The sequence below is a fragment of the Rhizobium etli 8C-3 genome (assembly GCF_001908375.1).
Taxonomy (GTDB): domain Bacteria; phylum Pseudomonadota; class Alphaproteobacteria; order Rhizobiales; family Rhizobiaceae; genus Rhizobium; species Rhizobium etli_B.
Genome location: NZ_CP017244.1, coordinates 2,172,032 through 2,197,811 on the forward strand (window position 1 = coordinate 2,172,032; position 25,780 = coordinate 2,197,811).

Below are 25,780 nucleotides of genomic sequence, written 5' to 3' on the forward strand. Positions count from 1 at the left end.
CGCCTTTTCTATAAGTGCCGGCCCGCGCGTCGGGAGAGCTGTCGCGGACCGGCTGGGCCTTCTCACCTCGGCCCGAAAGGTGTTCTTCATTGCCTACCCCTTGATGCCGGAAGACAGCATCAGCGCCTGCGTTACGCGTTTCTGGAAGAGCAGATAGGCAACTGCGACGGGCATGGCGGCGAGAATCGCGACGGCCATGTCACGTGCGTATTTGACCCCGAAGGCATCACTGATCTGGGTAATACCGACGGTGACCGTCATCATGTCCTCCGAACTAGTGACAAGGAAGGGCCATAGGAAGGCATTCCAGGCCATGATGTAGGTGATGATCGCAAGTGCCGTGGTAATTCCCCAGTTCAGCGGCAGATAGAGCCTGAAGAGGATCTGGAATTCCCCGCAACCGTCGAGCTTTGCCGCTTCGCGCAGTTCCTTTGGAACGGAATCGAAGAACTGCTTGTAGACTATGACGACCACCGGAACGATCAATTGCGGCAGGATGATGCCGCCCCAGGTATTGATCAGGCCGAGTCGGTGCATGAGGACGAACTGCGATACCACAAGAGCCTGCGACGGCACCATGAAGCTCGCTAGGATGATGCCATAGAGCAGTTTGCGGCCTGGAAAGATGATCTGCGACAGCGCATAGGCGCACATCACGCTGATCACGATCACGACGATCGTCACGGTGACCGAGGTCACGATCGAATTCATGTACCAGGTGGCGAGATTGGTATTGAAAAGTGCAAAGTAATAGGCCGAGAAGTTGAAGACGTCCGGGATGAAGGTCGTTTTCGATACCACCTCCTGCTCCGGTTTGACCGATGTGACGACCGCCCAATAAATCGGGAATGCCCACATGCAGGCGATCAGGAGGGTCAGGATGAGGAAAAGCACGTTGCCGATAGACTTGCCGGGCATGTGTCAGCGCTCCCTTACGCGCAGAAGCTGGTATTGCAGCACGGAAACGACGACGATAATCAGGAAGAGCATGACGGCGACCGCCGAGCCGACACCACCATGATTGAGGCGGAAGGCCTCGCGGTAAACGAGCTGCAGCAGCACATAGGTCGAGTTGAACGGTCCGCCTTCGGTCATCAGGTAGACCTGGTCGAAAATCTTCAGCTGCAGGATGAGCTGGAGCGTGAGAACGAGCGCCGTGACCGGCCAGATCAGCGGCCAGGTGATGCGGCGGAAGCACTGGAGGCGCGTCGCGCCGTCGAGCATCGCAGCCTCATAATAATCCTGCGGAATATTGCGCAGCCCGGCGATGAAGAGCAAAAGGTTGAAGCCGTTCGTCCACCAGACCGTGACGAGGGCCACCATCGGCATGGCCCAGACGGGATCACGGAAAACACTGATGCGCTTGCCGGTGAAGAATTCGATCATGTATTGCGCAATGCCGAACTGCTGGTCGAGTACCCATTGCCATATCTGGGTCACGACAGACACCGGCAGGATATAGGGGATGAAGAAAAGCACGAGTATCAGGCTCTGCAGCCAACCCTTCAGCCGCACGACCATCAGCGCCAGACCAAGGCCGATCAGCGTGTTCGGGATGACGGTCAACAAGACGAAATAGCCGGTGTTCCATACCGAGGTATAGAAGAGCTTCTGGCCGAAGAGCTTTACATAGTTGCCGAAACCCACCCATTGCCCCACGCCGATCAGCGGCGCGTCGGTGAAGCTCAGGGCAAACATCTTGTAGACCGGGTAGGCAAACACGACCAGATAGGCGGTCACAAACGGCGCAATCATGATGATCGCCGTCAGCGTCTTGCCTCGTCTTTCACTGCTGAACACTAAGCATCTCCTTCAAGCGAGGTGCCGGCCGAAGGTCGCTCCGGCCGGCGAATTCTCACATCTGGCTCTTCAGCTCTTCGCGCATCTGCTCGATCGCGTCTTCCGGCTCGAGCTGCCCGTTCAAGGCCGGAACCACGAAGTTCTGCGTCGCTTCGTAGATGGGACCTGCGACGCCTGCGAGTTTGGAGACCGGATCGAAGACTGCCGTATCTGCGAGCTTCGCATAGGTCGCATTCGGCTGCATTTCCGTGAATTCCTTGCTGTCGGTCACGGGCTTGTAGGCCGGAATGTGACCGGCGCTCGCCCAGGAGATGCTGTGCTCGTTCATCCAGTTGATGATCTCGAGGACGATCTTCACCTTCTCCGGAGCGATCGGTTTGGCATCGCTATTGGGGATCGCGAAGGAGTGCGAGTCCGCCCACGTCGCCTGTTTGCCCATCAGGTTCGGGATTTCGATGGCACCCCATTCGAAACCGAGATTGCCGTTCTTCTGCAGGTCGACCATGGTCGGCACTTCCCAGACGCCGTTGATATGCATGGCGGCCTTGCCAGAGGTGAAAAGCGCAATCGAGGCTTCATACGAAATCAGCTTGGGCGAATAGCCGGTCGTGACCCAGTTTGCCATGGTCTGCAGCGCCTTGGCGCCGGCATCGCCGGGCAGGATCTCGTCTGCATCGATGAACTTGGCGCCCTGCTGTGAAAGCAGAGTATAAAAAACGCGCCACATCGAGCCGCCTTCGTCAGTGTGCAGCGACAACGGATACTCGACCTTGCCGGTCGCCTTGATCTTCTCGAGCGCGGCGTTGAAATTGTCGAGCCCGTCGAGACCCTTGGGCAGACCGTCGTCGCCCAGAAGCCCGGCCTCTTTCAAAATCGTCTTGTTGTAGTAAAGGACGATCGAATGAACGTCGAAGGGAATGCCATAGACCTTGTTGTCAAAAGTCGCCTGCTTCCAGGCCGCATCGACGTAATTTTCCTTCTTGATTCCGGCGGAAGCGAGCTCTTCATCGGAAAACGGCCGCAAGATTCCGGTCGGAACGGCGAGCGGATAACGCGACATATGATAGGTCATGATGTCGGGCTGCTGGCCGACGGCAGCCGATGTCTGAACCTTGGTATAGAAGGGAACGCCCCATTCGAGCGTCGTCGCGTTGATCTTGATGTCCGGGTGGGTATCGTTGAACTCCTTGATGAGCGCCTTCATGCGGATACCGTCACCACCGCTTAAGAAATCCCACCAGGTAATATCGGTCTGTGCGAATGCCGCGGCCGGGGGCAGCAATGCGATTGCCGCCGAAACGGCCAGTTTCAATAGCTTTTTCACGTCGGTTCCTCCTCGATAAATTCATGGGTTGTGACAATCCCCTCGGGAACGGTCCTGGCTGCAAGCCCCCTCCTGGGCCGGCATCCTCATCCTGCATTCACTTCCGAAATCCGGGCTAGACGCCCAAACTCCAGGCATCAGCTGAGCCTCCTGCCTTCGCTGTCGAAGGCCAGCATTTCAGGCACCCTCAGAGAAAGATTGATCTTTTCCTTGGGCTGCGGGCGGCTGTCGCGGCACTCGACCGTCATTTCCGCGCCACTTACAGTCAGAATGTGCAGATAGCCGGTGCCTCCGAGCTCCTCGGTGAACTCGGCCACGGCCGGAAGCGTCACAGTGCCTTCACTTGCCCCAAGCCCGATATGCTCCGGACGGACACCGACATGGACGGATGCGCCGGCAGCAGCACCCCTTCGCACCGGCAGATCGAATGGCTGGCCGGGCGCGTCTTCAAGCTCGACCCGCAAAGAGCCTGACCCCGCATTTACGACTTTTGCCTTCAGAAAGTTCATTCCCGGCGAGCCGATGAAGCCTGCGACAAACATGTTTTGCGGATCGCGATAGAGCTTGAGCGGCGCACCGACCTGCTGGACGACGCCTCCTTTGAGCACGACGATCTTGTCGGCAAGCGTCATCGCCTCCACCTGATCATGCGTGACATAAACCATGGTCGCGCCGATCTGCCGGTGCAGCCGGGCGATCTCCATGCGCATCTTTACGCGCAGTTCGGCGTCGAGGTTCGACAGCGGCTCATCAAACAGGAAGACGCGCGGCTCGCGCACGATTGCCCGGCCGATCGCCACGCGCTGGCGCTGGCCGCCGGAAAGCTGGCTTGGCTTGTGGTCCAGATAGTCTCCCAGACGCAGAATGTCGGCGGCCGCCTTGACCTTCTGCTGGATCTCCGCTTTCGGCCGACGGGCGATCGACAGGCTGAACGCCATGTTTTCGAAAACGGACAGATGTGGATAAAGCGCATAGGACTGGAAGACCATCGCCACGCCGCGCTTGGAGGCTTCCCTGTGCGTCACGTCGTCGTTCTCGATGCGGATTTGCCCGCCGCTCGTCTCCTCCAGCCCCGCAATCATTCTGAGCAGCGTCGACTTTCCGCAGCCCGAGGGACCGACAAAGACGGCGAACTCGCCCTGTTCGATCTCGATATCGACGCCATGAATGACCTTGAACGAACCGAACGACTTGCTGACATTCGTCAGCTTGATACCAGACATGCACCCTCCCGATTGTCGTTTTCAACGGGGCGGCTCCTCCGCCGCCCCAATGGCAATCAGTTCACGCCGAGGCGACAGACAGCAGTATGAAATGATAGGATTTTGCCGGCAGGGCCCCGATGAGCGCACCCTCGTCGGTGATGGAAAGACCCGCGCCCGGCTTTGGGACGATGCGCTCCTGGTTCTCGACCGAGTTCCTGGCTTTCAGATCCTCGCCGGTCATGACGTGATGCTGCATGATCTTGAGACCCTTGAAGCCCTGCAGGTCGACGCTGAAGTCCAACGCCTCGTCAAGGCTGCGGTTGATTGCAAAGAGCGCTATCGTCCTGCCGTCGTCGTGCAGCACCGCCGACAGATCGAGATAGGGCACGTCCTGGGCGACCTCGCAGTCGTAAGTCGGGCCGAATGACGACACCGTCAGCGCCGTGCCGCGACCGTATTTCGAGGCAAATTGCAGCGGATAATAGATCGACTGGCGCCATGCCGGACCGCCGGCCTTGGTGAGGATGGGCGCAATCACATTGACGAGCTGCGCCATGCAGGCGATCTTGACCCGGTCGGAGCGGCGGATGAAGACATTGATCAGCGAAGCGACGAAGATCGCATCCTCGAGATTATAGAGCTCTTCGAGGAGCGGCGGCGCTTCCGGCCAGTCCCAGCTCGCGATACGCTCGCCGTCTTCCTTGCGGTCGTGGTACCAGACGTTCCATTCATCGAAGCAGATCTTCACGTCGCGCTTCGACCGCTTCTTCGCCTTGATGTAGTCGATGACGCCGCCGATGGTGACGATATAGCGATCGAGCTCGATCGCCTTGGCATAATAGTTCAGCGTGTCGTTTTCTTCGTTGCCGAAGTACTTGTGCAACGAGATGTAGTCGACGCTGTCATAGCTGGCTTCGAGAACCGTCGCCTCCCATTCGGGATAACTCTTCATCTTGTCGTTGGACGAGCCGCAGACAACCGTTTCCAAGGTCTTGTCGAAGTATTTGAAGGCCTTGCTGACTTCGTTGGCGAGGTGGCCATATTCGGCAGCGCTCTTGTGGCCGACCTGCCAGGGGCCGTCCATCTCGTTTCCGAGGCACCAGATGCGGACATTGTGCGGATCCTTGTAGCCGTGGCTGGCGCGAAGGTCGCTCCAGTAGGTTCCGCCCGGATGATTGCAGTATTCGAGGAAGTTGCGGGCATCGTTCAGCCCGCGCGAGCCGAGATTCATGGCAAGCATCATCTCGGTGTTGGCAAGCTTCGACCAGTCGGCGAATTCATTGATGCCCATCTGGTTGGTTTCACGTGTGCGCCACGCAAGATCAAGCCGGGTCGGACGCTGGTCCCGCGGGCCGATACCGTCTTCCCAATGATAGGCCGAGACGAAATTGCCGCCCGGATAACGCACGATCGGCATATCCAGGTCGCGTACCATATCAAGAACATCGGTTCGAAAGCCGTCCTTGTCCGCCTTGGCATGGCCCGGTTCGTAGATGCCGGTGTAAACTGCGCGGCCCATGTGCTCGAGGAAGGAGCCATAGACCCGCTTGTCGACGGCCGAAATCGTGAATTCCCGGTTTAGGGTGGCTTTTGCCCGCATGGATGTTCCTCGTTATTGAATCTGATTTTTCCGCAAGCTAGACTCGGAAATTTTTTATTTCAAGGATTTTGTTTTATATCAAAAAATCAGTTTCATATAACCGGCCTGGGTTGATGGGGCACGGTTGGATGCGTGAGTCTTAACACTGTTTCAGGCTGTGAATTTTTGCCTCGCGTTTCCTGGACGTCTGCGCGTTTCAGCTTTGCATCCGCTCGCCGTCGACCGCCCCAATCCCTATTGAGGATGCTGCTGTGGCGTGACATTGGCCTCAGAAACTGCGATTATGAGCACCCGATCGAGAACGGTCACCAACGACAATCCAAGGCCAGGGAACGCCCTGCATGTTCTGGTCGTTTCCTCGTCACTTCTTCGGCGGCGGGGCGGCCGTTGCCGGCTTCCGTTTAACAACGATCGTCAACAGGAAATGACCTTGACCTCGACGAAGCCACCCGGAAACGGACTCCCTGCCGAAGACGATCACCGGGGAACGGCGAATTTTCCACTCCTCGTGCTCGCAGCTCTCGGCGTCGTCTACGGCGATATCGGCACGAGCCCGATTTATGCATTCCGCGAAGCCCTGAAGGTCTCCGGTCAGGTGTCAGGGATGGTTGACGGCAAGCAGATTCTGGGTTTGCTTTCCCTGATCGTCTGGGCATTGACCTCCATCGTCGCCGTCAAATACGTAGGCTTCGTTCTGAGAGCCGACAACAAAGGAGAAGGCGGCACGCTTTCACTGATGTCGCTCGCCCGCGAGAGCCTTGAAGGCAGACCGGTCTGGGTTCTTGTTCTTGGCATTGCCGGCGCCTCGCTGTTTCTGGGCGATGCCATCATCACTCCTGCGATATCGGTATTATCGGCCGTCGAAGGCCTCGAGGTCGTCGCTCCGCAGCTTTCGCATTGGGTCGTTCCGACCACGGTTGTCATCATAACGGTCCTGTTTCTCGTGCAACGTTTCGGGACAGGCGGTGTCGCATCGGTATTCGGGCCGGTCACCGCATTATGGTTCCTGACACTTGGCGTCTCCGGCCTTGCTCATATCCTCCAACAGCCCCTGATCCTCTCGGCCATCAATCCGCTCCACGCCATTGAATTTCTCGGCACCCATACTGGAATTTCGGTGCCGGTTCTGGGTGCAGTGTTTTTGGCGGTAACCGGCGCTGAGGCGCTTTATGTCGATCTTGGGCATTTCGGGCGAAAGCCGATCGTCTTTGCCTGGTTCGCGCTGGTGTTTCCAAGCCTGCTTTTGAACTATTTCGGACAGGGCGCATATGTCCTCAGCCATCCTGAGGACATCGAACATCCGTTTTTTGCAATGCAGCCCGAATGGGCACAATTTCCTGTGGTCGCCCTCGCCACCGCTGCAACCGTCATTGCCAGCCAGGCAGTCATATCCGGAGCATATTCCCTTATCCGCCAAGCGATGCATCTCAATCTTCTGCCGCGCTTCAGCATCCGTCATACGTCGGAAACTCAGGCCGGGCAGATCTACATGCCCCAGATCAATGGCCTGTTGTTCGTCGCCGTCATCGTATTGGTGATCACCTTTCGCAATTCGAGCGGTCTGTCGGCCGCCTACGGGATCGCCGTCACCGGCGAGATGCTTATTACCGCCATCTTGCTTTTCGTCGTCGTGCGACGCGTCTGGAGATGGCGACTGACACTTGCGCTGCTCGTAATCGCACCGCTGATCTTGATAGACACCAGCTTCTTCGTCGCCAACGTCGCAAAATTCGCACAAGGCGGCTGGGTTCCCGTCGCCGTGGCCCTAACCCTTGCGTTCTTGATGCAAACCTGGATTTCCGGGCGCCGCTTGCTGACAATTCGAACGAGGGCAGACGAGGTCCCGCTCACGATGATCATCGATAATCTGACAAGGAAAAAGCCGTCGACGGTACCGGGAACTGCGGTGTTTCTGACGAGCGACGTCGAAGGTGCGCCTACTGCTCTCTTGCATAGCATGAAGCACTACAAGGTGCTGCACGAGCACAATATCATCCTCAGCGTTCTGACGTCCCCGTCACCTTATGTTGCCGATGACGAGAAAATCCTCCTTGAGCGCCTGCATCCCCTGTTCAGCCGCATCGTCATCACCTTTGGCTATATGGAGACCCCCAACATTCCCCGCGCCCTTATCCTGGCGCGCAAGCTCGGCCTGAAATTCGACATCATGTCGACCACCTTTTTCCTGTCGCGCAGGACGATCTTGCCGTCCGATAAAGGCGGCATGCCGTTGTGGCAGGATCGGGTGTTCATCGCACTCGCGCACAATGCCAGCAACGCGACTGAGTATTTCCGGCTCCCGACCGGGCGTGTCGTCGAACTCGGTATCCAGGTGACGATCTGACTGGCGCCCTCATCGGCGCAGCGCCTGCGTTGCGCTCATGAGCGAAGAGCTTGCCTGGTGATCGTGACGAAGGCGAAAGAGGAGCCGCGCTTCGAGGCATCGTCGAACCCGCCGTCAGCGGCAATGGCCGGGCCGGTCCTCGGCTTCGATCTTCCAACGGGTCGCTTCCAGAAAGTTGCCGCTGGAGACTTCAGGTAAGAGCACGGCTTGCTTCCGGCAAATTGACTGTCGCTCTAAAGCTTCGGCGTCAGCATCTCAAACCGGTCGCGGACGGTGGAGCAGAGATCGCCGCCAAGGCGGGCGATCGCATCGACTGCTGCTGGATCAACGTGGAAGCGCTCCGGATCGACAACACCGTCACGATAGTGCGCAAAGACGATTTCACCGAGGATAGCTTGTAGCGCTCGCGCTCGCTCAGTGCCGTAAAGTCGAAGGAGATGCTCAAATCAGCTTGCTGTCCCTATCGGGGCAAATCTGCTCATGGCGCCGGTGAAGGCCTTGGGAAGCGGCGGGGCATAGGAGCCACGCTTGCTGGTCGAAAGTCCGAGCGACACCAGCGCCTCGGCCTGCTTCACCGCCGCGGCAACGCCATCGACGACCGGAACACCATAGATCTCCTGCAAATCGCGCGCGAGATCTGTCATGCCCGCACAGCCGAGCACGATTGCTTCTGCACCATCTTCTGAAAGTGCCCTTTCGATTTCAGCCCGAAGCTTCCCGATAGCACCGGAGGCCCCGTTTTCGAGTTCGAGCACTGGGATGTCGGATGCCCTTACCTTCGCCCGGCCGCCCATGCCGTAGCGGCGGACAAGATTGTCGATGAGCACGCGGGAGCGTTCCAGCGTGGTAACGACCGTGAAACGTTGCGCCAAAAAGCCGGCCGTCGCCACCGCAGATTCGCAAAGGCCGAGAACCGGCACATCGGCAAAGGCGCGCGCGGCATCAAGGCCGGTGTCGTCGAAACAGGCGACGACCGCCGCGTCATAGCCGGCCCCCTGGCGCTCCTTCAGCTCCATCAGCAGTCCCGGGATTGCCAGCGCCCCGTCATAGTGGCCCTCGATCGAAACCGGTCCCATACGGGACGTGGCCGCGATGATGTCCGTTCCTGTTGCGGCGACGGCGCGTGCGGCGATAGCAGCCTTTTCCGTCATCGAGGCCGTCGTGTTGGGGTTTACCAGCAATATGCGCATGTCATTTGAACTTTGCCTGCCGCCGGCTGAGCATCATCATGATGGCGAGCGCGACGAGGATAATGGTGAAGGAGAAGAGCGTCGTCACGGTTCCGAGCGCATAGAGCACGGGCGTCGTGACGTTCGTCGTCATGCCGTAGATTTCGAGCGGCAGCGTGTTGTAGGTACCCGACGTCATCAGCGTGCGGGCGAATTCGTCATAGGAGAGCGTGAAGCCGAAAAGGCCGACGCCGATCAGGCTCGGCAGGATCATCGGCAAAACGACGTGCCGGAAGGTCTGCCATGAGTTTGCGCCGAGATCGCGCGCCGCTTCCTCATAGGCCGGAGAGAACCGGTTGAAGACGGCAAACATGATCAGAACGCCGAACGGCAGCGTCCAGGTGAGGTGGGCGCCGAAAGCCGAGGAATACCAGGCAGGCTTCAGACCGCCTTGCTGGAAGACGACGCCGATGCCGAGCGAAATGATGATCGAGGGAACAACGAGGCTCGCAACGGTCGCATAAAACAGTGCCGTCGAGCCCCGGAACTTCCGGCGGAAGGCCAGACCTGCGAGCAGCGAGACGGCGACGGTGACGATCATCACCATCAGGCCGAGCAAAAAGGATCGTTTGAAGGAGGCGCCGAAATCGCCGACGGCCTGTTTTTCGAAAAGGTTGAAGAACCAGTGAACCGAAACCCCGTTCAGCGGGAAGGTCAGGCCACCGTCCGGCCCCTGGAACGACAGGATCACAATCGCCGAGAGCGGGCCGTAGAGAAAGACCACGAAGACGGCGAAAAAGACCGCGAGCACGTAGAATTCGACGGTTCGCTTTTCATGGTTCATCTCAAAGCTCCTTGCGGATGTCGACGACGCGCAGAATGGCGGCGACCATCAAGAGCACGACGACCAGAAGCACGACAGCATTGGCGGCAGCGGCCGGATACTGCAGCAGCGACATCTGGTTTTTCATCATCAGCGCCACCGAAGCGCTCTGGCCGCCGGACATGACCTGCACGGTGGAAAAATCCGCCATCACCAGGGTCACGACGAAGATCGTACCGATCGCCATGCCCGGTTTTGCAAGCGGGATGACGACGTTCCAGAGGATCTGCCAGCCGCTGGCACCGGCATCGCGCGCCGCCTCGAAGAGCGAGCGGTCGATGCGCATCAGCGTGTTGAAGATCGGCGTCACCATGAAGAGCGTATAAAGGTGCACCATGGCGAGTACGACGGCGAAATCGGAGTAGAGCAACCACTCGATCGGCTGTGGGATGAGGCCCATCTCGATCAGCGTCGTATTGACGAGCCCATTGCGGCCGAGCACGGGGATCCACGAGATCATGCGGATGATGTTCGACGTCATGAAGGGCACGGTGCAGACAAGGAAGAGGATCATCTGCGTCGAGGTCTTGCGGATATGGAAAGCCAGAAAATAGGCGACCCAAAAACCGATGAGGAGCGTGAGTGCCCAGACGATGACGGTGAACTTGAGCGTGTTGAGGTAGATCTTCCAGGTGACCCACGAACCGAGCGTCTCGGTATAATTCATGGTGAGGAAGGCGGGATAGAGCCCCGCAAAGTCATAATCCCAGAAGCTCACGACAGCGATCATCGCGATCGGCAGCAGGAAGAAGAAACCGAGGATCAGAAAGAGCGGCAGAGCCTGGAAATAGGAAATCGCAGCCAGCGGAAGGCGAAAACCGCCACTTTTAACGCGCTCAGCCTTCTCACCGGGTTGTGCGGAAGCGATCGTTGCCATCTGCCATCCTCTTAGACATTCGCGGAAACCAAACTGGAAGGGATCCGAAAGACCCCTCCCCAGCCCTCCCGCAGAAGGAGGGAGTGTCTGCCGCGGCCTCTCCGGTCCCTCCTCCTGTCGGGGGATTGAGGAGACGAACGCGGCGAGCACCTTATGCGGCGATGAACTCGTTCCAGCGGCGGACCATGTAGCGGTCTTCATCCATGACCGAGTTCCAGCAGGCAACAGCGCCCATGCGGGCCTCGAAGGAGCCGCCATCGCGCACGGCGCCGGCCTTCTCCATGACCTTGCCTTCCGGCGAGAGAATGTCGCCCTGCGCCGGCTTGCCCTCGATCCAGTAGCCCCATTCATCGGCCGACATGAAGCCCTTGGCGGTTTCCATGCAGGCAGAGTAGTAGCCCTGGCGGTTGAGGTAGCCGCCGACCCAGCCGGATGTGTACCAGTTGATGTACTCGTAGGCGGCGTCGAGCTGAGCACCCTTGAGGTGCGAGGCAAGGCCGAGACCGCCGCCCCACGCGCGGTAGCCTTCCTTGAGCGGCTGGTATTTGCAGGCAATACCCTTGGAACGGACAGCGGCAACGGCCGGCGACCACATCGACTGGATGACGACCTCGCCCGACGCCATCAGGTTGACCGACTCGTCGAAGCTCTTCCAGAAGGCGCGGAACTGGCCTTCGCTCTTTGCCTTGATCAGGAATTCTATCGTCTTGTCGATCTCTTCCTTGGTCATGTTGCCCTTGTCGGCATATTTGATGTTGCCCATGGCTTCCATGATCATCGCGGCATCCATGATGCCGATCGAGGGAATGTTCAGGATCGAGGTCTTGCCCTTGAACTTCGGATCCATGATGTCGGCCCAGGTGGTGATCTCGCGGCCGACGAGATCCGGACGGATGCCCAGGGTGTCGGCGTTGTAAATGGTCGGAACCATCGTCATCCACTTCGTCGGCTCCTTGGCGAAGGTCTTGGAATCGGCGCCTTCGACGAAGCCGACCGTATGCGGTGCAGTACCCTGCGCAATGACGCTGTCCGGCTTCATCTTGCCGTTGATGAAGAGCGGCACGATCTTGTCGAAATATTTCAGCTTCGACGTGTCCATCGGCTGGAGGACGCCGGTCGGAAAGACCTTCTTGGCAATCCAGTATTCGATGTCGGCGATGTCATAGCTGTCCGGCTGGGTGACCGCACGCTGGGCAGCAGCGTCGGAGTCCGTTGCCGTCATCTCAAGCGTGATGCCGAGGTCCTTCTTGCACTGTTCGGCGATCGCGTTGATGTTGGAAACGCCCGTGCCGAACTGGCGAAGCGTGATGCTGGACTGCGCCCAGATCGTCGGAAAGCCGGTGATCAGGCCCGAGCCGGCGGCCGCACCGATCGCGGCAGCGCCCGTCTTCAAAAGCGAACGGCGGGAAATGCCCTTCGCGGTCTTGGTTGTCTTCGTTTCAGTCGTCATGTCAGTTCCCCTTTTTTGATTGCAAAGTTCAAGGACGGCCGAGGAGGATGGCATCCTCCAGGGTCCAACTCAAAGCCACCGCATCGCCGATCGATACGGGTCTGGCGAAGTAATCGCCGTCGCTCGCGATGACCGTAAAGTCGTCACTGCCCGCGCCGATTGCGGTGATTTTCACCGAAGCGCCGCGGTATTCGATGTTGGAAACCACGCCGTGGAAGCCGAGCGTCTTTTCCGCAGGCGCTTCGAGGCGGACGCGATCGGTGCGGATGCCGATATCGATAGGCTCGCCCACCTTCCTGCCCTCACCACGCACGGAAAATGTCTGGCCTTCCGGCACCTTGAGGGTGATCACGCCGCCTTCGGCAGCGACCACGCGTCCGGATAGAACGTTGTGGTCGCCCATGAAACGGGCGACGAAAGCCGTGGCCGGGCGCTCGAAGACCTGGCGCGGTGCTGCCGCCTGTTCGATCTTGCCGTCATTCATGACGACAATCATGTCGGCAAGCGCCATCGCCTCTTCCTGGCTGTGCGTCACATGGACGAAGGTGATGCCAAGCGTCTTTTGAAGCTTCTTGAGCTCGGCGCGCATACGGATCTTCAAGAACGGGTCGAGGGCCGACAAGGGCTCGTCAAGCAGCAGCGCTTCCGGATCGGTGATCAGCGCCCGCGCCAGCGCCACGCGCTGCTGCTGGCCGCCCGAAAGCTGCGCCGGACGCCTGGTCGCGTAAGCTTCCATCTGCATCAGCTTCAGCATCTCCAGCGCCTTGGCCCGGCGCTCGTCCTTGCCCAGTCCCTTCATCTTCAGGCTGAAGGCGACATTGTCGATAAGGTCCAGATGTGGAAAGAGTGCATAAGACTGAAACATCATCGCCGTGCCGCGTTTGGCGGGAGGAAAGTCGGTCACGACGGTATTGCCGAGGCGGATATCGCCCGACGAGATGCTTTCATGGCCGGCGATCATGCGGAGCGTCGAGGTCTTGCCGCAGCCCGATGGGCCGAGGAAGCAGCAATATGACCCAGCCGGAATCTTCAAGCTGATGGCGTGGACCGCAGTCGTCGCGCCATAAACCTTCGAAACGGATGCTATATCGATTTCCGCCGCTTTCGACATCGTGTCTTCCCCTGTTCGAGAAAGATCGATGCATCCGCCGTGCCAGTTTTGTCGCCGGCCTCAAATCCCATGAATCACTTGGCTTTTTCGGAAGGTCCAAAGCTCCCGCCCAATTCAGTCCTCCATCGACGTGCACAGGAAATAGGCTTTTGTCCGCGATTTATGCAGATGATCGTATACAATTTGACCTGCATTTTGCTTGCAAATTCCGTTTAACATTTCTTGCGAAGCTGTCTATCATTGGGGTGATAATCAGGTATCCGATTTCATGAAGTCCACCTCTGACGCAGTTCTTTCGACAGATGATTCAGCCGAGACAGGCGCGCAGCAAATTCGTGATGCGATCCGCGATGCGATTGTCGAGCGCCGCCTTTCTCCGGGCACGAAACTTTCTGAAGGCGATGTCGGAAATCTCTTCAACGTCAGCCGCACGCTTGCCCGTGCCGCACTCCAGGCGCTGTCTTACGAGGGACTCGTCAGCGTCGAGAAGAACCGCGGCGCCTTCGTCGCCTATCCCTCCCCTGACGAGGCCCGTCAGATTTTCGCTGCCCGGCGTCTCGTGGAGCCCGGAATCCTGCGCGAAGCGGCCGCGCGAATTACACCTTCGCAGATTGAGCACCTGAAGCAGCTTCTATTGGAAGAGGGCCGTCTGATGAGCGAGCGCGGCCAAACAGCGCGACGCGCGGAAATCAAGGCCTCCGGCGATTTTCACTTGATGCTCGCACAGATTTCCGGCAATGCCATCATGCAGCGCTTCATGGAAGAACTCGTCGCCCGCTCCTCGCTCGTCATTGCTCTCTACGGTCAATCGACCGTATCAAGCTGCGGCCATACAGAGCATGGCGATATCGTTGCAGCCATCGAAAACGACGATCTCGATACCGCCTGCCGACTGATGGTGCACCATATTTCCCATATAGAAGCCGATCTGGATCTGCGCGAACGCAAAAGCTTCGGACTGAAGGAGGCCTTTTCCGTCTAGAATTGGCCAGCTTGGCACACGAAGGCTAATTCCGGCTGTCAGAGCATTGCCAACCCGGTTTCATTGCAGTGGTCTATCGGCGAAATGAGCCATCGCAAACTCGGCCGCATTCTGGTTGGATCTCCTTGCTTCGTCGAGCCAGAACGGAAACAACGAGGCCCCATGGAACAGGCCCGGCACGACATCGAGCCGCACATCGACATTGGAAGCCTTCAGCTTTTCGAAAAGCCGCTGAACATCCCCCCGCAAAGCCTCCTTGTCCCCGACTTGCAGCAGGGTCGGAGGAAAGCCTGAATAATCGCTGTTTATCGGCGACACGGTTTGAAGCGAGGCAGTCCCCTTGCCCGCATATTCTTTCCCCACCTGCTGCAGCCATTCGCGGCTCAGCGAAACCTCGTCCTTTCCATGCGCTGGAACCCCCGCACCCTCAAAATCGGTAACCGGGCTGATAGCGATCACGGCAGCGGGCTTCTCGCCATTTGTGGCGATCTGGCGAAGGGACATTTGAAGTGCCAAGGTTGCGCCGACGGAATCTCCGATCACCACAATGTTTGCCGCCTCGTAGCCCGATTCAAGCAGCCATCGAAACGCAGTGACTGCATCCTCGACCTGCCTCGGAAAGCGGTACTGAGGCAAAAGCCGATATTCGATCAACAGCACATCGGCAGACGAGGCCTTCGCGAACGACGCGGCGATGTTTCGATGACTACGCAAGGAGCCGCCATAAAGGCCTCCACCGTGGAGATAGAGGATCGCCCGTTTGCCAAGCGGGTGGTGGAGGCGAGCGGGCCAGATCAACTCGCCGTCAACGCCATCGGCATCGACGTCTCGTATCTGTACCCGCGTTGGCTCAGGCGTGGCCCTCATCGCCTCCTCGAAGCGCAGCCTTCGGTCGCGAAACTCACTCTTGTCGTCTAAAAGCCGAGCAATGATTTCCTTGGCGCGCGATCGTGGATCCGACTTTGTTGCGCTGGCGCCATCGGCACGTGCCATACCGTTCAGCGATGATAGCAGAAGCAAGCATGCCATCACCCTGAAAGCCAAACCGGTTTTTGATCGCAATGGCATGAAACTCCTCTTGATCCTCGCTTCTCAATATCAGTGGTCGGCCAAGACTGTAGCGGCAATTGCTTTCGTGTAAAGAAAGGGAAGCAGTTTCCGGGAGTATTTGTCCCGAGCCTGCCTCAAGACCTGGAAATCACGCCGGCGTTGGAAAAATCTTGGCAAAGCGGGCACCTGGCCACGGCCAATGCGCCGGTTTCTGTTTGCCGCCGTGCAACGACCTGCGTCGGATTGACGACCCCCCAAGGCGATCGCCTGAAAAGCGTCGTGATCATCTAGACGACAGCCATGACATCGATGGACTGGGTGGATCGAGAATAGCGGGGGCGAAGATGGCATAGTGGAGCGAGGCGACCAGCCTTTGCGTCAGCCCGGCAATGATGAGTTGAACGGCAGACCCGTCCGCTACCGTGTGGGATCTCGCTGCCGAAGGCCGACGTGCCGTGCCGGCCGGCACGACGTCCGCGCATGACGACCTCTATGATGAGCACGGCCTGCGGAGGCCGCCAATCGCGGCATCTCCCTGCTGGAGGCCATCCAGTTGTCGCGTTACAAGTCGGTGACGCACGCAGCCGGTTACTATATTAATGCAGAACACAAGCTTGGATACGCAGCGCGGCTGCTGGTCTGAGCGCGGCTTTATGTCGAAGAGTCGGTCCGATAGCTGCATCCTCCCCTGCCGCTTCCGATCAATCGTGCCAACCTGCGGCCATGACTGCCCTATCCCTTTGGCACACTCGGTGTCAACGACATGATCATCCAAGTGCGAGCGAGAAGCCCGACGCGGGCAAGAGATGCGTTGGCACCCACTGTGTGTGCATCTAACACCCGCGGCGCCAGTATCAGTCGGCGATGATGCAGAGTGGGCTCTCCCGTCCGAAGGCGTCGCGCGCCCGCACGGCATGGCGCGCGCCCGATTGCGGCGATACATGCAAGTAGGCCGTCGAGATCAGAGGAGCGGGATTGACCTTCTCGAAGGTCTTTCCATCGGTGCTGGTCAAGACGTCGTAGAAAATGCCCGGACTGGCATCGCCTGCGGCCCAGAACAGCATCCGTTGCGCCCGCTCTCCAAGACCCCGGTAGCGCGTCGCCGTCAGCCCGGTCGGCGCGGACGGCGCCGCTCCCGTGTCGGGGACTACCAGTATTTGCGTGAGGGAGGGCAGTGGCACGTCAAGGTCGAGGCTGATCCGGCCTTCCTGCGCGTCGACGATGCTGATCGGGTGCAAAAGCGCAGGCTCCTGGGCGCGCCGCAATTGGGCAAACTGATCGGCGGTTGGCTCGCGCGGTGCGCCGACCGGCTCCCAGGGACCGCGTGGGTTGCCTTCGTCCCGCTGCGCCTCCCACACTTCCATGGGATTGGTAAACTCATTGTCGATGCGCAGCAGGCAAACGGCGTGACGGCCCGGCTTTAATCCGTCGATTTGAAGCCGCACCGACGTTCGTCCGGACTGTGTGATTGCGTCGACGGAGTGGATCAGCGCGATTGAGGCGCCGCCATCGGCAAGTTTTGTAGGCAGGACGGCCAGCCCGTCTATGTCCGGATCGAGTTTCGGATTTGCTGTCGCCTCGCAGAGTGTATCGCCCAGCGTTGCCAGCAATTCGAGCGATGTCAGGGCGGGCTTCTTGATCTGCTCGAAAGGCGGGGCAGCGTCGACGTCGGTTTCCAACGTGCTCAGATCGGTCTTGTGCTCCCATTGCGCCCGCCGGAAATTGCGGGGTCCGAAATAAGCAAAGATCGTTCGCTGCCCCCAGCCGCCGATGAAGGCGTGATCGTTGCTCAGAAAGGTGAAGTCGGCCGCCCCGGGGGCGATGATGCGGCGCTCGTGCTGCTCGATGATCTTGCCGATCATTGCGGCATAATAGGCCTTTCCATGCCACGAGTGATGGTCGGACCAACCAAGCTGCGGATCGCATTCATCATTGACGATCGGCAATTCAGCCAGCCGCGGATGATGCTGCCGCAAATAGTCGACGGTAAGCAGCGTGCGATCGATGATGCCCTTGCTGTTGGGCGTCAGATCCTCGATGCTGCCATTGACGCCCTTTTCATGGATGGAAATGAAGTCGATCCGCGGCGGGCCGTCGTTGGTCAGGCAGCTCACGCCTTTATCGCAGTGCGCAACGATGGCGCGAAAGATCGGCGAGAGCGTGCGCGCCGTCCCGGGACCACCCATCGGTAAGGAGCGGTCGACGGCGTCGAGCCCGGCAACGCAGGCATCATAATAGTTTGTGTAGCCCCGCTCACCGTAGGTCCACCAGCCGGAGTCCGCCTCATTGGTCGTCTCGAAAAACCAGCTGCGTAGCTCCTCTATGCCATAGCGCCCGGCATAACGTTCCGCCACTGCCGTGACCAGGTCGCGCCACGCCTTGACCTGGTCGATGTTCTCATAATCGGTGAAGATGCCGGATGGATTGCCCATCAGTTCGAAGAACGGTTTGAGCCGATGCTCGACCATCACGTCGAGTGCGCGGTCGAGCAGCGACCAGTCGTATCTGGGGTTTTCAATGCCTCCGGTCGCAGTCAGCAGGTTGAGCAGATAGTGAACGCGCAGATAGCGGACGCCTTCATGCGGTACGCCGCCGAGATAGGCGACCATCTGGCGCATTTCCGGCTCCAGCAGCAGTTCTGCCGGAGAAAAGCCCGTGCCGCGCCAGAAGCGTTTGAAAGGACGCACCGGCTTGCTCACGTCGACATCTATCTTTGTGCGCTGGCGCATTCGCGCAATCTCCTTGGTTGGTTAAAGAGGCTATTTGAATTTGGCGCGCATTGCGTCGATGCCTGGAATGACCCCGGTCAGGTGCTCATGCTTCGGGTCGAAGCGCTGGATAAGACCACGGCGATGCTTGCCGACGAGGATGGTGAAGATGTAGCTGCGGTGTCCGGGCGACGTAACCGTCGGATGATAGCCGCGGTCGAGCAGGAACGTGTCGCCGCTGCGGGTCATGAATGTCTCGACCGGCCCGTTCTCTTCATAGACGATCTGTCCACCGAAACCGGTCTCCGGCAGGAAGCGGTAATGGTAGAGCTCTTCGTGACGACTTTCGACATCGCCGCACTCGGTGTCGTGCTTGTGGGGCGGGTAGCCTGACCAGCAACCGTCGCCGGCGTAGAGTTCGCTCACCAGGAGATGACCACAGCGCCCGTTCTGGCGTTGACCGAGCAGATGGGCTATGCGGCGCTGACTATGGGTCTCGAAGGAGCCGACATTGACCGCGTCGACCTCTTGAGGCGTGACGCGAAAAGCTGCATAGCGCCTCTCGCAGATCCCACCGGCCACGGCGATCTCGGCATTCCCGCTTGTTGCCGTGACAACGACGTCTGCGTCGACGGGCGCATAAACGCAATCGGCGTCACCTGACCAGATGTCGGCGCGTTGGCCGACCGCTTCGAAGCGAATGCCGTCGACCTCGATGTCGACCCTACCTGAGAGCACGACATAAAGGCTTTCATGCGCCGGCAGCCGTCTTCGCTCCTGACGGCCGCCAGAAAGCTTGAGAAGGTCGAAATAAATGAGCTCCAGGGTAGCCGACGACTGGTCGACGAGCGGGCGGGCGCGGATCTCGCTACGGGAAATGAGTTCTGGCATTCAATGCAACTCCGCAAGTGGGTGCTCGTCGAAGGGCGTGAGCTTCAAGGTTTCGGCGTGGTGGCAAGCGACGGAATGGTCATCCGTCTTGACTGGCCGCAGTGGCGGTACATGGCTCTTGCAGAGGTCTGTGACGTAGCGGCAGCGGGGGTGGAACGGACAGCCTGAAGGAGGGTTCGCCGGATCGGCCACCTCGCCGGCAAGCCGGATGCGGCGGCCACGGCGGCGCAGCCTTGGATCCGGGATGGGGACGGCCGAAAGAAGGGCTTCGGTATAAGGGTGGCGAGGGCTGGCGAAAATGGCGTTGGTCGGCGCCTTTTCCACGACTTTCCCCATATACATGACCGCAACGTTGTCGGAGATGTGACGCACGACCGAAAGGTCATGCGCCACGAAGAGGTAAGTCAGCCCGAAGCGCTCCTGCAGGTCTTGCAACAGGTTGATGGTCTGCGCCTGCACGCTCACATCCAGAGCCGAGACAGCCTCGTCGGCGATCACCAGGCGCGGTTCGGGCGCAAGCGCGCGGGCGATGCTGATGCGCTGCCTTTCTCCGCCGGAAAAGGCGTGCGGATAGCGGCGCATGAATTCGGGGCGAAGTCCGACGCTGCGCAGCAGCTCGGCGACCCGATCCACCAGTTCCGAGCCCGTTGCGATGCCATTCACCTTCAGCACCTCGCCGATGATGTCAATGACGCGCATGCGCGGGTTAAGCGAAGATTGCGGATCCTGAAAGACGACGCGGATATCGCGGTGAATCTCTTTCAGCCCCGGTCCGGACAATCTCGCAAGATCGATGGGCGCACCGCTGCGCCCGGTATAGGCGATCTCGCCTGCCGTCGGGCGGTAGACGCGCAGGATGGTGCGCGCGAGCGTCGACTTTCCGCAACCGGATTCGCCGACGATGCCCAGCGTCTCGCCACTGTCGACGCTGAGAGACACGCCGTCAACGGCCTTGATATGACCGACGACCCGTCGGAATGCACCTCGATGGATGGGGAAATGCATTTTGAGATCGTGCAACTCGAGCAGCGCGTTCTGTCGCCGGGGTGTGTCGGCCGTCATCGGTTTTCTCCATGCAGAAGGCAGCTTGCAACGTGGCCTTTTGATATCGTGACCGGCTCGGGAGCCTTGCGGTCGCAAAGCCCTGCCACCGCCATTGCGCAGCGCGGGTGAAAACCGCATCCCTGCGGGCGGTCCAAAGGCGAAGGCACCATACCCTCGATGGTCGGGAGCCGCTTTGTTCCACCGCCATGCATTCGCGGAACCGATTGCAGGAGCGCCCTGGTGTAGGGATGTGCCGGCGCGTGGAAGATGGTGTCGACGTCGCCGGCCTCGACGACCTTGCCCAGATACATGACGACCACCTCGTCGGCGATCTCGGACACCACGCCGAGGTCGTGGGTGACAAACAGCACCGAAAGATTGAAGTCGGCCTGCAGCGTCGAAAGCAGGTCGAGGATGTTGGCCTGCGTCGTCACGTCAAGTGCCGTGGTCGGCTCGTCGGCGATCAAGAGCTTTGGGCGACAGGAAAGCGCAAGTGCAATACAGACGCGCTGGCGCATGCCGCCGGAAAATTGGAAAGCGTAGCTCTCCATCCGCTCCCTCGGGCGGGGAATGCCGACAAGCGACAGCGTCTCGATCGCATGCTCTTTCGCTTCGCGTCGGCCCATGTTCAGATGCAGGCGAATGACTTCGATCATCTGATTGCCAATCGTGTGGACCGGCGAGAGCGCGGCCATCGGCTCCTGGCTGATCAGGGCGATCTGAGCGCCGCGAATCGCCCGCATATCCTTGCCGCGTGGATCGAGCGCGACAATGTCCACCGGCGGCTTGCCGGCGTCTGGCCTGTAGCGGATTGCGCCCGATACAATGCGCCCGCCGCGCGGAACCTGGTTCAGGATCGAGCGCCCGGTAATGCTCTTGCCGGAGCCGGATTCGCCCACGACGCACACCGTCCTGCCGCGCGGGATCGAGAAAGACACGCCGTCGACCGCCCGCACCAATCCCGCATTGCCGAAGAAATGGGTGTGAAGGTTGTCGACCTCGATCAGCGGGTCCGGCGCAGCGCTCCGGTCTGTCTCTTTGGCAGGCATGGGTTTAGTACTCATAGGGATCTGCAGCATCGCGAATTCCATCACCAAGGAAGTTGAGCGCAAGGACCGTGATGATCACCGCCAGTCCGGGCAGGAACAGCCAGGGCGCGTTAGAGACAGCCAGGATGTTCTGCGCCTCCTGCAGCAGGACACCCCAGCTCACCACCGGAGGTCTGAGCCCGATGCCGAGGAAAGACAGTGCCGTCTCGGCCAGGATCATGGTAGGGATCGCCAGCGTCACCGAGGCGATGATATGGCTCATGAATGACGGCACCATGTGTCGCCAGATGATGCGCATCTTCGAACAGCCGTCGAGCTCTGCGGCAATCACGAAATCCTCAGACTTGAGCGACAGGAAGCGCCCACGCACCACGCGCGCCATGTCAGTCCAGCCGATCAGCGACAGGATGACGGTGATCCAGAGGTAGACAACGATCGGGTCGGTGCTGATCGGAACGGCCGCCGCCAGTCCCATCCACAGCGGAATGGTTGGTATCGACTTCAAAAGCTCGATGCCGCGCTGGATGACATCATCCACCCAACCGCCGTAAAGACCCGATATGCCGCCTAAAAGAATACCGAGGATCAGACTGATGGTCACGCCGATCAGGCCCACCGACATCGAGATGCGGGTTCCATGGATGGTTCTGCTGAGCACGTCGCGGCCAAGCCGGTCAGCACCAAACAGGTAAAAAGGCTGACCCGGTTCGAACGGACCGATCAGGTGGCGGTTGGTCTCGAACAGGCCCCAGAACCGGTAGGGCTCGCCCTTGACGAAGAAACCCACCGGGATGAGCGTGTTCGGATCAGGTTCATAGGTACGGCTGAGCGCAATCGGGTCGACCTTGGCAAGGTAGCCGTTCACATAGAGCATGTGGAACGCGCCGTTGGCGTCATGGCCCGCAAACCTGAGCCGTTGCGGCGGGGCATAGGTGAAGCGTGGATCATAAGCCTGCTCCGACATCGGCGCCAGGAACTCGGCAAAGGCGGCAATCAGATAGACCAGCACGATGACGGCACCCGAAGCCAAAGCCACCCGGTGCTGGCAAAACCGCCACCAGATCAGCCGCCATTGCCCTGCCGATGCGTTTGCGTGCTTGGCGGGCTTGATCTTTGGGATGGCCGTTGCCACGGTTTGATCGGCCATTGCAGTTGCCTCCTCTTCAACCGTTGCGGATGCGCGGATCGAGCCATGCAAGAAGCAGGTCGGAGATCAGCGTACCGATGAGGGTAAGGATGCTCATGAGCAGAATGATGCTGCCGGCCAGATACATGTCCTGGGCAAAAAGCGCGCTGAGCAGCAGCGGCCCGGTTGTCGGCAGGCTGAGCACGATCGACACCACGACCGCACCGGAGACGAGGTGCGGCAGCACCCAGCCAAGCGTTGAGACGAACGGATTGAGCGCCACGCGCACCGGATATTTCAGGAGGAGCCTGGTCTCGCTGAGACCGCGGGCGCGTGCCATGTCGACATAGGGCTTGTTGAGCTCGTCCAGCAGGTTTGCTCGCATGATGCGGATGAGGGCTGCCGTCGCGCCGGTGCCGAGCACGATGACGGGGATCCACATATGCTTCATGAGATCCCAAAGCTTGCCCCAGCTCCAGGCGGCGTTCATGTATTGAGGCGAGAACAGTCCACCGATGCTCAGCCCGAAATAGTGAGCGCTGAAATACATCAGCACCAGCGCCAGCAGGAAGCTTGGAATGGCAAGGCCGAGGAAGCCGAAGAAGGTGGCGATGTAGTCGCCCACCGAATATTGCCGCACGGCCGAATAGATGCCGATCGGGAATGCCACCGCCCATACGAAGATCAGCGTGATGAGCGAAACCACCATCGTCAGGTTCAGGCGCGACCAGATAAGCTCGCTGACCGGTTTGTTCCAGTCGAAGGACTGCCCGAAATCGCCGCGCAGCAAAATGCCGCTGATCCACTTCCAGTATTGGACGACCAACGGCTGGTCGAGCCCATAGCGCTCGCGCAGGCCAGCGATCACCCCGGGATCGATGGTTTCGTTCTGCGACGCCAGCCGGGCGGTCAAAGCGGTCAGGAAATCGCCCGGCGGAAGCTGGATGATGATGAAGGTGACGATCGAAATCACAAACATCATCGGGATCATGTAGAGCAGGCGTCTGATCATGAATCCGGCCATTTCTTCGCTCCTTGCGATGTTTGTGGGCAGATCGCCCGCCACAAGACACAAGGGCGGCGACAGGTCCTGTCGCCGTCCGGTTCGGAAGGTCAGTTTTCGTAGTAGAAGGTCTCGGGCTTAACCGGCCCGGGGATCATATAGAAAGAGGTGCTCGGGATCACGTCGGGCACGTTGCGCATATTCTTCTTGGCGATGCCCACGCGGTCGGGTTCGAGGTTGGTACCGATGATGTAGAATTGGTCGCGTGTAATGGCGAGCAGTTCCTTCATGGCCGCGAGCTGCTGCTCAAGTGTCGCGCTCTGCTGCACCTTCCGGTACAGATCCATCTGCTTCTTGGCTTCCTCGCTCGGCTCCTCGGCATTCGGATCGTTGGGGTTCTGGTAGTAAAGACCCCAGGCGGTAGCGAAGCTCGATTCATATTCATGCGGGAAGTACCATTTGGGATCGAGCAGTCCCAGAAAATCGTAGCCTCCGCCGCCAACCCAGCCGATGCCATCGTTCTCATTGGTCTGGAGACGGGCGAAGATGAGCGAGCGCTCGGTCGGTCGCGGCTGCATATCGATGCCGACCTTCCTCCAGTAGCGCTGGATCAGTTCGAGCGCGTCGCTTTGGATCGGACTGCCCGTCAGTACGTCAATGGCGAAGGTGACGCGCCTGCCGTCCGGCCCCAGTCTGTATCCTTCGCCGTCACGGGTGGTCAGTCCCGCCTTGTCGAGATACCGGTTGGCAAGATCGACGTCATACGTGAGGTACTGGGTCGCCATCTGCTCGTCATAGAGCGCACTGCCCTCACGCGGAGCGGCCTGGTATGGCTTCGACTGGCCGGCGTAGATGAGCTGGTTGAGCTCCTCGCGGTTGATCGCATGGCTGAGACCGATGCGAAAGTTTTTGTCGGAGAAGATCTTGCGCAGCACCTTGTTCTTGTGGGTCTGGTTCAGTGTGATAAGCAAGGCGTTGGACCAGGCCGGCCGCGCGATGAAAAGCCTGTATCCGCCCTTTTCCTGGTTCTGAACGATGACCGGGCGGGCATCCGTGGTCTCGATGAAACGGTTCTGCATATCGATCTCGCCATTGATCGCCTTCAGAATGATCGCCTGGGTGTCTTCCATCACGTCGATGGTGACCTTGTCGAGATAGGGAAGCTGGTTGCCGGCGGTGTCGACCTTGGCATAGTAAGGGTTGCGCTCTGACACGACCTGCGATGTGCCGACATAGGGGGCGGTCAGCATCCAGGCGTCGAGCACCGGGCGGCCGACGTCACGCCAGCGGCCCGGGAACGAGATCTTGTTGTTGAAGAGCTGCGCCCAGTCTGCAGCGCCGGCCTGCTTGACCAGCGCAGCGATGCCTTCTGGATTGAAATCCTTGTGGAATTTCTTGAGGTAGTGCGCCGGCGCAGCGGCAAGGATATCGGCGCCGCGGATGGTGGCCATGTTCATCAGGAACAGGCCGTTGGGCGCCTTGAACTTGAACACGACCTTGTAGTCACCAAACTTTTCGACTTTGACGGGCTCGCCGCCTGCCGTCAGCCATGCCGGGGGCGAGGGCGTGATTTCCTTGTTGCGCAGGACATGCTCGTCCCAGAAGATCAGGTCGTCGGCGCTGAAAGGTTCGCCGTCCGACCAGCGAGTGCCTTCGCGCAGAGTGAACGTGTATTCCGTGGCGTCGGCATTGACCTCGAAGCTCTCGGCGATATCGGGAATGACCTCAGTCCATTCGGGGTTCCAGCGAACAAGCCGGGTATAGCCGATCGAGCGCTCGATCTCGCTGTCGCCGCCGCCGAAAGTGGCGGTGCGCCAGGTGCCGCCGTAGCTGCCAACCGACTGGAGCGGCGTGAGTACGAGGGGCTTTGCCGGGAGGCGCTTGTCAACAGGGGGCAATTTTCCCGCATCGACGAGCGCCTTGAGCTGCGGAGACTCCTGAAATGCGACTGCAGCCCCGGCCCAGCCGGCGCCAACAACAAGTGCGAGAACGGCAGCACGAGCGGCTTGCCGTTGCAGATCTTTGACGAGCTTCATCATTTCCTCCCAATGTGAACCCGCAGACGTCTGTCGTTATCCTCTAGTCCTTCTCCTCGTTGATTTACGTTATCGTTACCGTAAATCGATGTCAAATGGTATTCTCTCGGCACCTCGGATTGCGGTAT

At 59.5% G+C, this 25,780-nt stretch carries 21 protein-coding genes and 2 pseudogenes; 4 read left to right on the plus strand and 19 right to left on the minus strand.

All coding sequences use genetic code 11. From position 1 onward, the window contains the following. Nucleotides 1-93: 93 nt before the first annotated feature. The 5 genes from AM571_RS35200 to AM571_RS35220 all read right to left on the minus strand — a co-directional run bounded on the left by AM571_RS35200 (nt 94) and on the right by AM571_RS35220 (nt 5,929). Nucleotides 94-918: a carbohydrate ABC transporter permease gene (locus AM571_RS35200; RefSeq protein ID WP_074065493.1), complete on the minus strand. Its 825-nt coding sequence runs from the start codon at nt 916-918 to the stop codon at nt 94-96. Between the two features lie 3 nt (nt 919-921). After that, entirely contained in the window at nt 922-1,755 is an 834-nt protein-coding gene (locus AM571_RS35205; RefSeq protein WP_074065763.1) for a carbohydrate ABC transporter permease, read from the minus strand. Nucleotides 1,756-1,855: 100 nt separating this feature from the next. Beyond that, the gene (locus AM571_RS35210) at nt 1,856-3,124 is read right to left on the minus strand and encodes an ABC transporter substrate-binding protein (protein ID WP_074065494.1); all 1,269 of its coding nucleotides are present in this window, start codon (nt 3,122-3,124) and stop codon (nt 1,856-1,858) included. 137 nt (nt 3,125-3,261) lie between these two features. Further along, a complete protein-coding gene (locus AM571_RS35215; protein WP_074065495.1) occupies nt 3,262-4,347 on the minus strand; it encodes an ABC transporter ATP-binding protein in 1,086 nt (361 codons plus the stop codon). A 61-nt stretch (nt 4,348-4,408) separates the two neighbouring features. Then, the gene (locus AM571_RS35220) at nt 4,409-5,929 is read right to left on the minus strand and encodes an alpha-N-arabinofuranosidase (RefSeq protein WP_074065496.1); all 1,521 of its coding nucleotides are present in this window, start codon (nt 5,927-5,929) and stop codon (nt 4,409-4,411) included. Nucleotides 5,930-6,353: 424 nt separating this feature from the next. On the opposite strand from AM571_RS35220, the gene AM571_RS35225 reads away from it, so the two are divergent. Next, on the plus strand, nt 6,354-8,273 hold the full coding sequence (locus AM571_RS35225; protein ID WP_074065497.1) for a potassium transporter Kup: 1,920 nt from the start codon (nt 6,354-6,356) through the stop codon (nt 8,271-8,273). Between the two features lie 233 nt (nt 8,274-8,506). Here AM571_RS35225 and AM571_RS35230 read toward each other — a convergent pair. From AM571_RS35230 to AM571_RS35255, 6 genes and pseudogenes are all read right to left on the minus strand, one after another. Continuing rightward, nucleotides 8,507-8,665, minus strand: a pseudogene (locus AM571_RS35230) (flavin reductase family protein); the annotation flags it as partial. A gap of 54 nt (nt 8,666-8,719) precedes the next feature. Further along, the gene (locus tag AM571_RS35235; protein WP_074065498.1) at nt 8,720-9,463 is read right to left on the minus strand and encodes an aspartate/glutamate racemase family protein; all 744 of its coding nucleotides are present in this window, start codon (nt 9,461-9,463) and stop codon (nt 8,720-8,722) included. Between the two features lies 1 nt (nt 9,464). Then, a complete protein-coding gene (locus AM571_RS35240; protein WP_074065499.1) occupies nt 9,465-10,286 on the minus strand; it encodes an ABC transporter permease in 822 nt (273 codons plus the stop codon). A gap of 1 nt (nt 10,287) precedes the next feature. After that, a complete protein-coding gene (locus AM571_RS35245) occupies nt 10,288-11,202 on the minus strand; it encodes an ABC transporter permease (RefSeq protein WP_074065500.1) in 915 nt (304 codons plus the stop codon). A gap of 151 nt (nt 11,203-11,353) precedes the next feature. Continuing rightward, a complete protein-coding gene (locus AM571_RS35250; protein WP_074065501.1) occupies nt 11,354-12,652 on the minus strand; it encodes an ABC transporter substrate-binding protein in 1,299 nt (432 codons plus the stop codon). A 28-nt stretch (nt 12,653-12,680) separates the two neighbouring features. Beyond that, complete coding sequence (locus AM571_RS35255) at nt 12,681-13,763, minus strand: ABC transporter ATP-binding protein (RefSeq protein WP_074065502.1); 1,083 nt, start codon at nt 13,761-13,763, stop codon at nt 12,681-12,683. Between the two features lie 268 nt (nt 13,764-14,031). Between AM571_RS35255 and AM571_RS35260 the strand changes: the two genes are divergently transcribed. Beyond that, on the plus strand, nt 14,032-14,745 hold the full coding sequence (locus AM571_RS35260; protein WP_074065503.1) for a GntR family transcriptional regulator: 714 nt from the start codon (nt 14,032-14,034) through the stop codon (nt 14,743-14,745). A gap of 60 nt (nt 14,746-14,805) precedes the next feature. Here the strand turns inward: AM571_RS35260 and AM571_RS35265 are convergent, their stop codons facing one another. Next, nucleotides 14,806-15,612, minus strand: coding sequence for an alpha/beta hydrolase (locus tag AM571_RS35265; RefSeq protein WP_237358631.1), 807 nt, complete (start codon nt 15,610-15,612; stop codon nt 14,806-14,808). 61 nt (nt 15,613-15,673) lie between these two features. Between AM571_RS35265 and AM571_RS37945 the strand changes: the two genes are divergently transcribed. Continuing rightward, nucleotides 15,674-15,886, plus strand: coding sequence for a hypothetical protein (locus AM571_RS37945; RefSeq protein ID WP_237358632.1), 213 nt, complete (start codon nt 15,674-15,676; stop codon nt 15,884-15,886). 337 nt (nt 15,887-16,223) lie between these two features. Next, nucleotides 16,224-16,310, plus strand: a pseudogene (locus AM571_RS37950) (transcription factor); the annotation flags it as partial. A gap of 339 nt (nt 16,311-16,649) precedes the next feature. Here AM571_RS37950 and AM571_RS35270 read toward each other — a convergent pair. From AM571_RS35270 to AM571_RS35300, 7 genes are all read right to left on the minus strand, one after another. Next, nucleotides 16,650-18,524: a GH39 family glycosyl hydrolase gene (locus AM571_RS35270; protein ID WP_074065505.1), complete on the minus strand. Its 1,875-nt coding sequence runs from the start codon at nt 18,522-18,524 to the stop codon at nt 16,650-16,652. A 30-nt stretch (nt 18,525-18,554) separates the two neighbouring features. Next, nucleotides 18,555-19,394: a 5-deoxy-glucuronate isomerase gene (locus AM571_RS35275; RefSeq protein ID WP_074065506.1), complete on the minus strand. Its 840-nt coding sequence runs from the start codon at nt 19,392-19,394 to the stop codon at nt 18,555-18,557. Continuing rightward, a complete protein-coding gene (locus tag AM571_RS35280; protein ID WP_074065507.1) occupies nt 19,395-20,456 on the minus strand; it encodes an ABC transporter ATP-binding protein in 1,062 nt (353 codons plus the stop codon). After that, nucleotides 20,453-21,517, minus strand: coding sequence for an ABC transporter ATP-binding protein (locus tag AM571_RS35285; protein ID WP_132549679.1), 1,065 nt, complete (start codon nt 21,515-21,517; stop codon nt 20,453-20,455). The genes AM571_RS35280 and AM571_RS35285 overlap by 4 nt, the downstream gene beginning before the upstream one ends. Next, nucleotides 21,492-22,634, minus strand: a complete 1,143-nt coding sequence (locus AM571_RS35290; RefSeq protein ID WP_074065509.1) for an ABC transporter permease — start codon at nt 22,632-22,634, stop codon at nt 21,492-21,494. Before AM571_RS35290 ends, AM571_RS35285 begins: the two co-directional genes overlap by 26 nt. Nucleotides 22,635-22,650: 16 nt before the next feature. Next, nucleotides 22,651-23,637: an ABC transporter permease gene (locus tag AM571_RS35295; RefSeq protein ID WP_074065510.1), complete on the minus strand. Its 987-nt coding sequence runs from the start codon at nt 23,635-23,637 to the stop codon at nt 22,651-22,653. Between the two features lie 89 nt (nt 23,638-23,726). Next, complete coding sequence (locus tag AM571_RS35300; protein WP_074065511.1) at nt 23,727-25,652, minus strand: ABC transporter substrate-binding protein; 1,926 nt, start codon at nt 25,650-25,652, stop codon at nt 23,727-23,729. Nucleotides 25,653-25,780 lie beyond the last annotated feature (128 nt).